Origin of the sequence: Rhodosalinus sp. (assembly GCF_041685465.1) — a bacterium.
In the GTDB taxonomy this organism is placed as follows: Bacteria; Pseudomonadota; Alphaproteobacteria; order Rhodobacterales; family Rhodobacteraceae; genus Rhodosalinus.
Window position 1 is genome coordinate 1 of sequence record NZ_JAWLFS010000063.1, and the last position, 13,583, is coordinate 13,583.

Here is a 13,583-nt window from a genome sequence, read left to right on the forward strand (position 1 = left end):
ACCGGCAGCACGCCGGCGCGGATGATGTCGCTGACGCAGGCGCCCGCGACCTCCGAGGAGTCGAAGCCCATCAGCACCGGGCGCGCGCCCTCGGGTTTCGGCAGGATGCGGAGCGTGGCCTCGGTCACCACGCCGAGCTGGCCTTCCGAGCCGCAGACGAGCCCCAAAAGGTCGAGCCCGCCCGCGTCCATGTGCGCGCCGCCGAGCTCGACCACGGTGCCGTCGATCAGCACGACGGTCGCGCCGAGCAGGTTGTTCGTCGTCACGCCGTATTTCAGGCAATGCGCGCCGCCCGAGTTCATCGCGATGTTGCCCGCGATCGCGCAGGCGAGCTGGCTCGAGGGGTCGGGGGCGTAGAAGAAGCCGTGCTCCTCCACGGCGCCGGTCACCGAGAGGTTGGTCCGCCCGGTCTGCACGCGGATCATCCGGTCCTCGAGCGAGGTTTCGAGCACCTCGGTCATGCGCGCGACGCCGAGGATCACGCAGTCCGCCGTGGGCAGCGCGCCCCCGGCGAGGCTGGTGCCCGCGCCGCGCGGCACGACCGGCACGCCCATCGCGTGGCAGAGCGCGAGCACGCGGCTCACCTCCTCCGTCGAGCCCGGCAGCACCACGGCGAGCGGCGGGCAGCTGTAGGCGGTGAGCGCGTCGCATTCGTAGGCCCGCGTCTCGGCAGGGTCGTGGATCACCGCGCGGTCCGGCACGATCTCCCGGAGTCGTGCGACGAGATCCTCCTTGCGGGCGAGCACCGCGGGATCGGGGGCGGGCATGTCCATGGGCGTCCTCCTTGCGGAAAGAGTAGGACCCACAAGGTGGTGTGGCAAGGCACACGGGCCGCGCGGGGCGCAGGATCGGCGCCAGGCGCGCCGTCGCCGGGAGGCGGGCATGTGCCATTCGGTCCTGATCGCCGCGCTGCGCTTGGCTCATCCGCCGGTGGCCAGTCCGCTCCGACCTCGCCCGCTCGCTCCCGGTCCCGCGACCATCCCCGGCGCGGGGGCTGCGCGCGGGTGAAGAGGGATAGCGCATTTCGGTGACCCTGCGCCACGCGGACACGGGCCGGGATGACGATGCCGACGGCCGGCGGAGGCTCGCGCCCTCGGCCGGTGCTCGGCACGCGGGGGCTCAGGCATCTGCACGCCCACGAACAGCCCGTCACCCGCTCGCTTTCGTGCGCGCGGGTCGCCCGGGGCAGGTGTGGATCGATCCATTTACCACCCCCACCGGCTGGAGCGGTGCGCGCCTGACCTGGCCGGTCGCCTGAGCCCGCTCTGTCGCGCCCTCGCGGGCGCTCATCGCGCCGCCGGCGCCAGCGAGGACGCCCGCGAGGGCGGAGGAGCGCCCCTCAGCGCCGCCCCTCGCGCAGCCATGCGCCGAGGATCAGCGCCGAGGCCACGAGCAGCACCGCCCAGGCCGGCAGGAGCGGTGTCTGGCGCACGCTCAGCGTCTCGTAGGCGTCGCGCGGCGTGAGCCCGATCCAGCCGCGCCCGGCCGCCGGCCGTCCCTCGCGCACGTTCCGGAGCGCGGGCAGCCCCTCCTCCAGCCGCAGGATGCCGCCGTTCACCGCCTCGATCGCCGGTTCCAGCGCCGCGCCGCTGGCGATCGTCTGCACGAACTCGCGCGGCGCGGCGGGGCCGAGGCCGATCACCGCCTCCTCCTCGCCCTGCTCTAGACGGTAGAGCCCGATCTCCGGCCCCTCGTAGACCGCTTCGAAGCGGCCGGGCGCCACCTCGTCGAGGGGCAGGGCCGTCTCCTCGCCCGAGGGGGTGGTGACGGTGACCGCGCCGACCTCCTCCGAGAGCGTGCGGCGGATGATGCGCATGCTCTGGCCCGTCGCCTCGGCGGTCAGCGCCTCCTCCTCGAGCTCGGGTTCCTTCATCATCCAGTGCGCGAGCCGGCGCAGGAGCTCGAGCTGCGGGCCGCCGCCCTCGTAACCGCGGTTCCAGAGCCACGCGTGGTCCGAGGCCATCAGCGCGATCCGCCCCTCCTCCACCCGGTCGAGCACGAGAAGCGGGCGGTCCTCCGCGCCGTCCATCACCACATCGCCGGCCTCGGGCGTCACGTCGATCTGGCGCATCCAGCGGCCCCAGTCGCCCGCCTGGGGCAGGCCGGCGGTGACCGGGTGGCGCTCTCCCAGCTCGCTCACTGCGGGGCGGTAGCCCTCCTCGACGACGCGGGCGGTGGGGGCGGCGGGGATCACCGACGAGAGCGGCGAACGGTAGAGGCTGTCGGCGCTCGCGAAATCGGGGCCGGCCGCGACCAGCACCGCGCCGCCCCCGCGGACGTAGTCCGCCACGTTGTCGAGATAGATCGACGGCAGGATGCCGCGCCGCTTGTAGCGGTCGAAGATGATGAGGTCGAAATCCTCCACCTTCTCGAGGAAGAGCTCCCGCGTCGGGAAGGCGATGAGCGAAAGCTCCGAGACCGGTACGCCGTCCTGCTTCTCGGGCGGGCGCAGGATCGTGAAATGCACGAGATCCACCGAGCTGTCGGATTTCAGCAGGTTGCGCCAGGTCCGCGTGCCGGCGTGCGGCTCGCCCGAGACGAGGAGCACGCGCAACCGGTCGCGCACGCCGTTCATCTGCACCAGCGCGGCGTTGTTGCGGTCCGTCAGTTCGCCCTCGGCCTCCGGCACGGAGAAGCGGATCACGTTGCGCCCGGCATGCGGCAGCGTCACCGGCAGCGTCACGTCGCGCCCGATCGGCACCTCGAATCGCTCGGGCTCCGCGCCGTCCACGGAGATGTCGAGCGGCGCGGTGCGCGCGCCCTCGGGCGCCGCGCCCTCGTCCTCGACCCTGAGGGTAAGCTCGATCTCCTCGTCGAGGATGGCGAAGGCGGGCGCGTTCTTGACGATCAGGCGGCGGTCCCAGTCGCTCTCCGTCCCGGTCAGCAGCAGGTGCATCGGCGCGGGCAGCTCCGGCAGGCGCTCGAGGTCGTGGAGCCGCCCGTCCGAGAGCAGGATCACCCCCGCGACGCGGCCCCGCGGCTCCCGCGCGAGCGCCTCCGAGACGGCGGTCATCAGGCGGGTGCCCTCGTCGCCCTCTCCGTCGGGCACGGTGACGCGGCGCACCTCGGTGCCGGGGCGGGCGTCGATCTCCTGCGCGAGGGCCTCTGCCGACTCGGCCGTCGTCGCGGCCCGCTCGGCGAGGCGTTGCGAGGCGGTGCGGTCTTCCACCAGCAGCACGATGTCCGACAGCGGCGCGCGGTCCTCCTGCTGCCAGGAGGGCTGCGCCAGCGCGGCGAGGATCACGAGGCCCGCCAGCCCGCGCAGCGCCCAGCCCGCGAGCCCGCGCCACGCGGCGAGCGCGACGGCGACGAGCACGGCCGCGCCCCCCGCACCGAGCAGCCAGAGCGGCACCAGCGGGTCGAAAAGGATCGTTCCGGTCATTGGCCGAGCCTGTCCAGAAGGGCGGGGACGTGCACCTGGTCGGATTTGTAGTTGCCGGTCAGCACGTGCATCACGAGGTTGACCCCGAAGCGGTAGGCAAGCTCGCGCTGGCGCTCGCCGCTGCGGCCGCTGCCGACGGGATAAAGCGGATCGCCGTTCTCGGACACCGCCCAGGCCGCGGCCCAGTCGTTTCCGCCGATCACGACCGGCGTCACGTTGTCGTTGAGATTGCGGAAGGGCATTCCCTCGATCCGCTCGGCGTCCGCCGGCGCGGCCTCCACCCAGACGTCGCGGCGTGCGTGGCGGCCGGGGAAATCCTGCAGCAGGTAGAAGGTGCGCGTCAGGACGTGATCTTCCGGCACCGGCTCGAGCGGCGGGATGTCGAGCGGACGCGCCAGCGCCTGCAGCTTGCGACCGTTGGGCGAGGAGGCCCCGAAGCCTGCCACGTCGGCGTCGCGCGTGTCGAAGAGGATCATGCCGCCCGAGCGGAGGTAGGCGTTGAGCCTGGCGTAGGCCTCGGCCGAGGGCGTCGGCTGCTCGGGCGTGACGGGCCAGTAAAGGAGCGGGAAGAAGGCCAGTTCGTCGCTCTCGAGATCGACGGCGACAGGGTCGGTGGGCTCGACCGAGGTGCGGAAGAAGAGCGTCTCCGACAGCCCGCGGAGCCCGGCGCGCGCGGTGCGGTCAAGGTCCGCGTCGCCGGTGACGACATGGGCGAGCGCCACGTCCTGCGTCGCGGCGAGGGCGAAGGCGTCGGCGTCCTCCTGCGCGGCGCCGGGCGCCGGCGCCAGTACCAGCCCGGCGAGAAGCGCCGCGGCAGCGGCCCCCGCAGGCCCGCCGCGCAGCCGCCCCGACAGCGCGAGCGAGGCGATCACGTCGGCGAGCAGCAGCGCCAGCGCGGCCAGCAGGACAGCGCCGCCGAGCGGTGTCTCCTGCGGGCGGTCGAGCCCCTCGACCGCGATTCGCTCGGGCCAGACGGCGGGTGCGAGCCCGGTCTCGGGCGTCACCACGTTGCGCGCGAGCGCGCGGTCCTCGCCGGCGTAGATCCCCGGCCGCAGCTCCGGGCCGAGGGGGGCGGAGACAAGCTCCGGCCCCGGAACGCCCGGCCGCGTGCCCGCGTCGGCGAGCCGCCCGAACCCGTCGAGAAGCTGCACCGGCTGCCAGACGGTCCCTTCCAGATCGCCCGGTTCGGGCTGGGCGACGGCAGAGGAGACGGCGAGCCGTTCGAGCATCTGCACGAAGAGCCCCGAGAGCGGCAGGCTGGACCACTCGGCGTTGGCGGTGACGTGGAAAAGCACGACCTGTCCCTGCCCGAGCGCCTTGCGCGTCACGAGCGGTGTACCGTCGGTGAGCTGCGCGATCACCCGCTCGGAGAGGCCGGGATCCGGTTGCGCCATGACCTGCGCCGAAACGGTCACGTCCTCGGGCACGTCGAGCCCGTGGAACGGGCTGTCCTCGTTGAAGGGCGCGAGCGCCTTGGGTTCGCCCCAGCTCATCGCGCCGCCGACCGTCCGCCCGCCGGCGCGCAGGCGCACGGGCATCAGCACGTTCTCTTCGTCGCGGCTGATGTCGCTCGCGGCGAGGCGCGGGCCGGCGAAGCGCAGGAGCATCCCGCCGCCCTCGACCCATGCGACGAGGTCTTCTTCCTCCGACGCGGAGAGGGTCGCCACGTCGGCGAGCACGATCACGTCCGGGTTGGCGGGCAGGATATCGCCGAGCGCGCCGTCGAGCAGGTCCGCCGTCGGCTCCAGCGCGTTCTCGAGGTAGTGGAGCGGCGAGAGAAGCTCCAGTTCCTCGCGGTCCTCGCGCCCCGCGATCAGCGCGACCTCGCGCCGGCGGAGCGAATCGTCCGGCAGCGCCACGGCGCCGGCGCCGCGTGTGCCCTCGATCTCGAAGCGGGTCAGCCGCGCGCGCAGCTCCGCGGGCAGCGAGAGGGCGGTCTCGGCCGTGGTGCCGCCGGCGGCGAAATCGGCCGTGGCCCGCGCCAGCACGCGCGGCGCCCCCGCCGGATCGCGCCCGTGCGCGGCGATGGTGATCTCGCGCGGGGCGGCGCCGGCGCTGCGGCGCGCGGTGAGCGTGATCGCGCCATCCTCGAAAACGGGCGGTTCGAGGGCCAGAACCGCGCCGCCCGACTGCATCACGCGCACGCGGCCACGGTCCTCCAGCGCGGCGAGCAGCCGCTCGCGGCTCTCCCGCGCGAGGCCGTCGGAGAGCCAGAGCGTGTCGAACGCCCCGTCGCCGAGGTCCGAGAGGAAGGCGTCCACGTCGTCGCCGTCCGGTGTCCAGGGCTGCGGCGCAAGCTCGGCGAGACGCCCGCGCCATGCGTCGGCGGCCTGAAAGACCGGTGCTCCGGGGGTCGTCAGCCGCGCGAGCGCCACGGTGCGCCCGTCGCGCCCGGCCTCGGCGAGCACCGTCTCGAGCGCCTCCTCCTTCGAGCGCCAGTCGCCCGCCGCGCCCCAGGACCCGTCCGACAGGATCAGGAGCGGGCCGCGCCCCGCCTCGGCCGGATCGCGCTCGGGGTTGAGGACCGGCCCCGCGAGGCCGACGATGATGGCCGCCACCGCCGCCATCCGCAGGAGCAGCAGCCACCACGGCGTCCGGTCGCTCACCTGTTCCGCGTCACGCAGGCCGAGGAGGAGCGCCACGCCCGGAAAGCGCCGCCGCAGCGGCGCGGGCGGCACGGCGCGCAGCAGCAGCCAAAGGACCGGCAGAGCGGCGAGCGCCGCGAGCAGCCAGGGCGCGGTGAAGCCGAGGGCGCCGAAGACCGTCATTCGAGGCCCCCGTCCATCCCCTGCCAGAGCCAGAGCAGCGCGGACTGCGCCGATTCGGTCGTATGGTGACAGTGATAGCGCCAGCCCGTCGCCTCGCAGAGCGCGGCGAGCCGTGCCTTCCGCTCGGCGAGGCGTTCGAGGTAGCGGTCGCGCAACTCGTCGGCCTTCAGCGTCTCGTGGGCGAGGCTGCGGCCCACGCTTTCGAAGATGGTGCGCCCGCGGAAGGGGAACGCCTCCTCGGCGGGGTCGAGCACCTGAAGCATGACGCCGCGCACGCCGCGGTCGGCCGCCTCGCCGAGCGCGGCCTCGACCGGCGCGGGATCGCCGAGGAAGTCCGAGATGAAGATCGCGCTCGACTGCGGCAGCATCGCGCGCGCTTCCGGCGCGCCGTAATCCTCGATCGCCTCGCGCGAGAAGGCCTCGGCCAGCCGAATGAGCTGCACCTCGCCGCGGCGCGGGGGCAGGTCGCCCCCGGTCAGGCCCACGCGTTCGCCGCCGCGCACCAGAAGCACCGCGACCGCGAGGGCGAGGAGACGGGCGCGGTCGGCCTTCTCGGCGATGTCGGGGGCCGAGGCGAAGCGCATCGAGGCCGCCTGATCCACCCACATGAGCACGGACTGCGCCACCTGCCATTCCCGCTCGCGGACGAATCGCTCGTCCGACCGCGCGGAGCGGCGCCAGTCCACCATGCGCGCCGTATCGCCGGCGACCATCGGGCGATACTGCCAGAAATCGTCGCCCACGCCCGCGCGCCGCCGTCCGTGACTGCCGAGCAGCACGGTCCCCGCGAGCTGGTCGGCACGTGCGAGCAGGGGGGGCAGGGCCCCCGCCTCGGCCTCGGCGCGGGCGCGGAGGGCGGGCGCCTCGCTCACGCGGCGGCCCCGGGCCGGGCCAGGCTCTCGCAGGTCTCGTCGATGATGGCGCCAAGGCTTTCGCCGCGCGCGCGGGCGGCGAAGCGAAGCGCCATGCGGTGGGTCAGCACCGGGCGCGCCATGGCGAAGACATCCTCGACCGAGGGCGCGAGCCGCCCTTGCAGGAGCGCGCGCGCGCGAACGGTCAGCATCAGAGCCTGCGCCGCGCGCGGCCCCGGACCCCATGCGACGCTTTCGCGGATCCGGTCGCGCGCCGTCGTGTCGTCGGGGCGGAAGCTGCGCACGAGATCGAGGATCACCTCCACGACGCTTTCGCCGACGGGCATCCGCCGCAGGAGCTTCTGCGCGGCGATCAGGTCGGCCGACGAGAACACCCCGTGGGCCTCCTCCTCCTCCGCGCCGGTGGTGGCGAGCAGGATCGCGCGCTCGGTGTCCCGGTCGGGATAGTCCACGTCGATCTGCACGAGGAAGCGGTCGAGCTGCGCCTCGGGGAGCGGATAGGTGCCCTCCTGCTCGATCGGGTTCTGCGTGGCGAGCACGTGGAAGGGCTTGTCGAGCGGGCGATCCTCGCCGGCGACGGTGACCTGTTTCTCCTGCATCGCCTGCAGGAGCGCGGACTGCGTGCGCGGGCTGGCGCGGTTGATCTCGTCGGCCATCAGCAACTGGCAGAAGATCGGGCCGGGAATGAACTTGAAGGCGCGCGCGCCGTCGGCGCCGGTCTCCAGCACCTCGGAACCGAGGATGTCGGCCGGCATCAGGTCCGGCGTGAACTGGATGCGGTTGCCGTCGAGGCCCATCACCGTCGCCAGCGTCTCGACCAGGCGCGTCTTGCCGAGGCCTGGCAGGCCGAGCAGCAGCGCATGCCCACCGCAGAGCAGGGCCGAGAGCGTCAGGTCGACGACGGTTTCCTGTCCGATGAAGCGCCGGGTGATCGAATCGCGCGCCTCGGCGAGCCTCTGTTCCAGCGCCTCGATCTCCGCGACCAGATCGCCATCCTCGGCCATGACAGGCCCTCCCTTCGTCATATATCGAGTCTGACAGGTATCGCGCGACGGAAGGAAGGCAAAAAGCATGTCCGCACAAATTCCCGTGACCCCGTCCGCCGAGAGCATCGCCGACGCCGCGCGCGCCGCGAAAGCGGGCAAGGGGCCGCCACCCGTGCACAAGTGGAATCCGCCCTTCTGCGGCGATCTCGACATGCGAATCGCGCGGGACGGGACGTGGTTCTACCTCGGCACGCCGATCGGCCGCGTCGAGCTGGTGAAGCTGTTCTCCTCGATCCTGCGCAAGGACGGCGACCGGTATGTTCTCGTCACCCCGGTCGAGAAGGTGGGAATCACCGTGGACGACGCCCCCTTCGTGGCCGTCGACTTCGAGGCCGAGGGGGACGGGCGCGACCAGGTGCTGACCTTCGTCACCCACGTCGGCGATCACGCGGTCGCGGGACCCGACCACCCCATCCGCGTGGAGCGCGACCCCGAGACCGGCGAGCCCTCGCCCTACGTCCTGATCCGCGACCGGCTGGAGGCGCTGATCGATCGCAAGAGCTTCTACCGCCTGGTCGAGCACGGCACGCGCGAGGAGGTGGACGGCGAGAGGTGGTTCGGTCTCTGGTCGTCGGGGGAATTCTTCCCCGTCATCCCGGCGGCGGACCTGCCGGAGGAGTGAGCCGCAAGGCGTTTCGAAACGCCTTGCGCCAAGCGGTTTGCCAAACCGCTTTGAACAGGACCGCAAGCGGGGGAACGGACCCGCTCGATCGGGACCGCGCCGCCCGGGCGCGGGAGCGCGCGCCGCGTCCGCGGCCCGTGTGAAGCCGTCCCGGGTTGCGCGCGGCGGGACGCGGGCATGACTTGGGCCGCGGCGCTTCGGGGTTACCTCACCCCGCGTGAAACCGCCCGGAGAGACCACATGATTCCCGCACGTTATGCCGATCTTCTGTTCAGCTTCATGTTGTCGGGGCTGATGTCGCTCGCGATCACGGGGCTGACGACGCTGCGCACGATGGGCCTCGCCGAGGGGGTCGTCGCGGCCTGGGTCTGGGGCTGGCTCAGCGGCTGGGCCGTCGCCTTCCCCTTGGTGCTTGTTCTCGCGCCGCTGACGCGGCGGGCAGTGCGCGTGCTGACGGACGCCGCGGCCTGAGCCGCCCGCTCAGACCGGGTGCCCGATGGCATTCGCCTCGGCGCAGGCGGTCTCCGGAGTCTCCAGTTCGAGCGTGCTGTGGGCGAGGTCGAAGCGGTCCTCCAGCATTGTACGCAGCGCAAGGCGCACCTCCTGAACCGGCCGCGTGCCGTCGAGCACGACATGCGCCTCCAGCGCCGCCTCGTGCTCCTGCATCCGCCAGAGGTGAAGATGGTGCACGTCCCGCACGCCCGTGACCCCGCGCATGGCGCCGAGCACCTCCTGGGTGTCGAGACCCTCGGGGCTCGCAAGCATCAGGATGCGCACGACCGGCACGAGGCCCAAGGCCGACTGCCAGAGGATATAGGCCGCGATGGCGAGCGTCACCGCGGCGTCCAGCCAGTGCCAGCCGAACGCGAGGATCAGGCTCCCCGCCACGATCACGCCGACGGAGGCCAGCGCGTCCGACAGGTTGTGCAGGAAGGCCGCGCGGATGTTCACGCTGGATTTCGCCATCGCCCAGGTCAGCGCCACGGTTGCCACGTCGACGACCAGCGCGACGCCCGCGACGATCACCACGATCCAGCCCGCCACCGGCTCCGGCGCGACCAGCCGTGTCACGCCCTCGACTGTGAGCCAGACCGCGATGACGATCAGCGTCGTGTAGTTGACGAGCGCCGCCACCACCTCCGCCCGGCCGTAACCGAAGGTCATCGCCGCGTCCGCCGGCCGCCGCCCGATCCGCCGCGCGGCGAGCGCGATGCCCAGCGACAGCGCGTCGGACAGGTTGTGGATCGCGTCCGCGATCAGCGCGAGCGAGCCCGAGATCACCCCCGCCACGATCTGCGCCAGCGTGAGCGCCAGGTTCGCGCCCACGGCGAGGCCGACGCGCGCGTCGCCGGCGCCGGGGTCGACGTGATGGTGGTGATGATGGCCGTGGCCGCTCATGCCCCGCCCCTAGCAGCGCCGCGCGCGCCGATCCAGCGACGACGCCCGCAAGGGCGGAGGCGCGACGCTCGTCGGCCCTCTCGGGCCTCCGCGCTCAGGGCATGCGGACAAGGTAGACGGAACAGGGCGCATGGGCTGCCACGTGGCTCGCTGTCGTGCCGATGAGATAGTCCTGGATCCGCGGGTTCGCCGCCTCCATCACGATGATGTCCACCGCCTCCTCGGCGGCGAGCTTCAGGATCTGGCGGTGCACCGCGCCCTTGCGCACGACGAGGCGCGGCTCGACCGGGCCGGGCGGGAAGTCCCGCACGAACTTGCGCAGTTCGCCGCTCCAGTAGCCGACGGAGTCGCGGATGTTCAGGTTGCGCTCCATCTCCGGGGCCACGGTCATGACGATGAGCTCCGCGCCGCGACGCACGGCCATCTCGCAGGCCTCCTCGTAGGCATCCTGCTGCAGCTTCAGGTGGCGCAGGTTGACGGGGCAGAGGATCTTCCGGGTCTCGCGGGCCATGGCGTGTCTGTCCTTTCGTGGCGCCGGTGCGGGGCCACCCCTTGCGCCGGGGGCGGGGGCCGCGCGTGTCTGTTCCCGCCGCTTTCGCCCGCGATCGCGTCACCGCGTCCCGCGCGACGGCACACCGCGGGGGCAACGTCGGCGTGCCGTGGCGCGTTCCCCGCGCCTCAATGGGCAGCGGCCCAGTTCGCGCCCGTCCCGGCCTCCGCGACGAGCGGAACCGCGAGCTTCACGACAGGCTCCGCCGCGCCCTCCATCACCGCGCGCGCCGCCTTGATGAGCGCGTCCTCCGCGCCCGCCGCCACCTCGAAGAGCAGTTCGTCGTGCACCTGCAGCAGCATCTCGGCCGGCAGCCCCTCGATCGCGGCGGGCATGCGCACCATGGCGCGGCGGATGATGTCGGCCGCCGTGCCCTGGATCGGCGCGTTGATCGCCGCGCGTTTGGCGAAGCCCGCCCGCGGGCCGCGCGCGGTGATCTCGGGCGTGTGGATCACCCGGCCGAACAGCGTCTCGACCCGGCCGTGGTCCTTGGCGAAGGCTACCGTCTCGTCCATGTAGGCGCGGATGCCGGGGAAGCGCTCGAAGTAGCGGTCGATGAAGCCCTGCGCCTCGCCCCGCGGGATGCGCAGCTGCCGCGCGAGGCCGAAGCCCGAGATGCCGTAGATCACGCCGAAGTTGATCGCCTTGGCGCGGCGGCGGATCTCGGGCGTCATCGCGTCGAGGGGGACGTCGAACATCTCCGAGGCGGTCATCGCGTGGATGTCCTGGCCCTCGCGGAAGGCGGCCTTGAGCTGGTCGATCCCGGCGACATGGGCGAGGATTCGCAGTTCGATCTGGCTGTAGTCGAGGCTGACGAGCACCTTGCCCTCCTCCGCGACGAAGGCCTCGCGGATGCGCCGGCCCTCCTCGGTGCGGATGGGGATGTTCTGCAGGTTCGGGTCGGAGGAGGCGAGCCGCCCCGTCGCCGCGCCGGACTGCACGAAGGAAGTGTGCACGCGCCCCGTCTCGGGGTTGATGTGCTCCTGCAGCGCGTCGGTGTAGGTGCTCTTGAGCTTGGAGACCGCGCGCCAGTCGAGCACCTTGCGCGGCAGTTCGTGCTCGGTCGCCAGGTCCTCCAGCACGTCGGCCGGCGTGGCGTAGGCGCCGGTCTTGCCGCGCTTGCCCCCCGGCAGGCTCATCTTGTCGAAGAGGATCTCGCCCAGCTGCTTCGGGCTGCCGACGTTGAAGGTCTCTCCCGCGAGCTCGTGGATCTCCGATTCGAGCGCCGCCATCTTCTGCGAGAAGGCGCCCGACATGCGCGAAAGCGTGTCGCGGTCCACCCGGACGCCCGCCATCTCCATCCGCGCCAGCACCGGCGCGAGCGGGCGCTCCATCCGCTCGTAGACGCGCGTGACATGCGCCGCGTGCAGCTGCGGCTTGAAGCGCTCCCAGAGGCGCAGCGTCACGTCCGCGTCCTCGGCGGCGTAGGGCACGGCCTTCTCGATCGGCACACGGTCGAAGGTGATCTGGCTCTTGCCCGACCCGATGAGGTCCTTGATCGGGATGCAGCCGTGGCCGAGGTAGCGCTCGGCGAGCGTGTCCATGCCGTGCCCGTGCAGGCCCGAATACATGGCGTAGGACATCAGCAGCGTGTCGTCGAAGGGCGCCACGCGGATGCCGAGCCGGGCGAGCACCTTGGCGTCGTATTTCACGTTCTGCCCGATCTTGAGCACCGCGTCGTCCTCCAGGAGATCGCGCAGCGCGGCGAGCGCCTCCTCCATCGGGAGCTGCCCCGCGGCGAGCGCCGTGCCGCCGAAGAGGTCGTCCGCCCCCTCGGCCCCGTCCGGCTTGTGCGCGAGGGGGACATAGGCCGCCTCGCCCGGGCCGAGCGCCAGCGAGACGCCGACGAGATCGCAGCGCATCTCGTCGAGGCCGGTGGTCTCGGTGTCGAAGGCGACGAGGCCTGTCGCGCGGGCGCGCGCGATCCAGTCGGCGAGCTCGCCCATGTCGCGGATGCAGAGGTAGGCCTCCGGATCGAAGGGCGCGTCCGCGGGCGCCTGCGGCCCGTCATCCTGCTCAGCCTCCGGCCTCTGCGGCGCCGCTTCCGGCACCACCGGCGCCTCGACGTCCAGCGCCTCCGCGATCCGGCGGGTGAGCGTGCGGAATTCCATCTCCGTCAGGAACCCGAGGAGCGTGTCAGGGTCGGGCTCCCTCAGCTCGAGGTCATCCGGCCCGAACTCGAGCGTGACATCGTCGTCGAGCTGCACCAGAGCCTTTGAAAGGCGGATCTGATCGGCATGCTCGACGAGCGTCTGGCGCCGCTTGGGCTGCTTGATCTCTCCGGCGCGCGCCAGAAGCGTCTCGACGTCGCCGAACTCGTTGACGAGAAGCGCCGCCGTCTTGACCCCGATGCCGGGCGCGCCGGGCACGTTGTCGACGCTGTCGCCGGCGAGCGCCTGCACGTCCACCACGCGCTCGGGGTCGACGCCGAACTTCTCGCGCACGCCGTCCACGTCGATGCGGCGGTTCTTCATCGCGTCGAACATCTCGACGCCGCCGCCGACGAGTTGCATGAGGTCCTTGTCGGAGCTCACGATGGTCACGCGCCCGCCCGCCTCGCGCGCCTCGCGCGCGAGCGTCGCGATGATGTCGTCGGCCTCGTAGCCCTCGAGTTCGATGCAGGGGATATTGAAGGCCTCGACCGCGCGGCGCGTGAGCGGGATCTGCGGACGCAGCTCCTCCGGCATCTCCTCCCGGTTGGCCTTGTAGGCCTCGTAGAGGTCGTTGCGGAAGGTGTGGCTGCCCTTGTCGAAGATCACCGCGAGATGCGTCGCCGCGTCCGGCCCCTCGTTCGCGTCGATATAGCGCTGCAGCATGTTGCAGAAGCCCGCCACCGCACCGACCGGCGCCCCGTCCGAGCGCCGCGTGAGCGGCGGCAGCGCGTGATAGGCGCGGAAAATGAAGGCCGAGCCGTCGATGAGATGCAGATGATGGCCCTTGCCGAA

Annotated in this window: 10 protein-coding genes; 2 read left to right on the forward strand and 8 right to left on the reverse strand. The window is 72.4% G+C overall.

The window, feature by feature from the left end:
• The 5 genes from ACESL7_RS06115 to ACESL7_RS06135 all read right to left on the reverse strand — a co-directional run.
• The coding region (locus ACESL7_RS06115) for an FAD-binding protein (RefSeq protein ID WP_372892432.1) at nt 1–773 on the reverse strand (773 nt) is incomplete at its 3' end.
• A gap of 566 nt (nt 774–1,339) precedes the next feature.
• A complete protein-coding gene (locus tag ACESL7_RS06120) occupies nt 1,340–3,382 on the reverse strand; it encodes a hypothetical protein (RefSeq protein ID WP_372892433.1) in 2,043 nt (680 codons plus the stop codon).
• The gene (locus ACESL7_RS06125; protein ID WP_372892434.1) at nt 3,379–6,150 is read right to left on the reverse strand and encodes a DUF4159 domain-containing protein; all 2,772 of its coding nucleotides are present in this window, start codon (nt 6,148–6,150) and stop codon (nt 3,379–3,381) included. Before ACESL7_RS06125 ends, ACESL7_RS06120 begins: the two co-directional genes overlap by 4 nt.
• Entirely contained in the window at nt 6,147–7,022 is an 876-nt protein-coding gene (locus tag ACESL7_RS06130) for a DUF58 domain-containing protein (protein WP_372892435.1), read from the reverse strand. Before ACESL7_RS06130 ends, ACESL7_RS06125 begins: the two co-directional genes overlap by 4 nt.
• Entirely contained in the window at nt 7,019–8,026 is a 1,008-nt protein-coding gene (locus tag ACESL7_RS06135; protein WP_372892436.1) for an AAA family ATPase, read from the reverse strand. The genes ACESL7_RS06130 and ACESL7_RS06135 overlap by 4 nt, the downstream gene beginning before the upstream one ends.
• Before the next feature lie 67 nt (nt 8,027–8,093).
• Here ACESL7_RS06135 and ACESL7_RS06140 point away from each other — a divergent pair, with 67 nt between their 5' ends.
• Together ACESL7_RS06140 and ACESL7_RS06145 are read left to right on the forward strand one after the other, a co-directional pair.
• Nucleotides 8,094–8,690, forward strand: coding sequence for a DUF1285 domain-containing protein (locus ACESL7_RS06140; RefSeq protein ID WP_372892437.1), 597 nt, complete (start codon nt 8,094–8,096; stop codon nt 8,688–8,690).
• Between the two features lie 240 nt (nt 8,691–8,930).
• Entirely contained in the window at nt 8,931–9,161 is a 231-nt protein-coding gene (locus ACESL7_RS06145; protein ID WP_372892438.1) for a DUF2798 domain-containing protein, read from the forward strand.
• 9 nt (nt 9,162–9,170) lie between these two features.
• Here the strand turns inward: ACESL7_RS06145 and ACESL7_RS06150 are convergent, their stop codons facing one another.
• The 3 genes from ACESL7_RS06150 to polA form a co-directional block, all read right to left on the reverse strand.
• The gene (locus tag ACESL7_RS06150) at nt 9,171–10,088 is read right to left on the reverse strand and encodes a cation diffusion facilitator family transporter (protein WP_372892439.1); all 918 of its coding nucleotides are present in this window, start codon (nt 10,086–10,088) and stop codon (nt 9,171–9,173) included.
• Nucleotides 10,089–10,182: 94 nt separating this feature from the next.
• On the reverse strand, nt 10,183–10,599 hold the full coding sequence (locus ACESL7_RS06155) for a universal stress protein (protein ID WP_372892440.1): 417 nt from the start codon (nt 10,597–10,599) through the stop codon (nt 10,183–10,185).
• A 167-nt stretch (nt 10,600–10,766) separates the two neighbouring features.
• Nucleotides 10,767–13,583 (reverse strand): DNA polymerase I (polA, locus tag ACESL7_RS06160; protein ID WP_372892441.1); only part of this gene is annotated, 2,817 nt, incomplete at its 5' end.

What these genes read in the sequence shown, in the direction of transcription:
- ACESL7_RS06120 (WP_372892433.1), bottom strand. Translation starts at nt 3,382, where the DNA reads ATGACCGGAACGATCCTTTTCGACCCGCTGGTGCCGCTCTGGCTGCTC.
- ACESL7_RS06125 (WP_372892434.1), bottom strand. Translation starts at nt 6,150, where the DNA reads ATGACGGTCTTCGGCGCCCTCGGCTTCACCGCGCCCTGGCTGCTCGCG.
- ACESL7_RS06135 (WP_372892436.1), bottom strand. Translation starts at nt 8,026, where the DNA reads ATGGCCGAGGATGGCGATCTGGTCGCGGAGATCGAGGCGCTGGAACAG.
- ACESL7_RS06140 (WP_372892437.1), top strand. Translation starts at nt 8,094, where the DNA reads ATGTCCGCACAAATTCCCGTGACCCCGTCCGCCGAGAGCATCGCCGAC.
- ACESL7_RS06145 (WP_372892438.1), top strand. Translation starts at nt 8,931, where the DNA reads ATGATTCCCGCACGTTATGCCGATCTTCTGTTCAGCTTCATGTTGTCG.
- ACESL7_RS06150 (WP_372892439.1), bottom strand. Translation starts at nt 10,088, where the DNA reads ATGAGCGGCCACGGCCATCATCACCACCATCACGTCGACCCCGGCGCC.
- ACESL7_RS06155 (WP_372892440.1), bottom strand. Translation starts at nt 10,599, where the DNA reads ATGGCCCGCGAGACCCGGAAGATCCTCTGCCCCGTCAACCTGCGCCAC.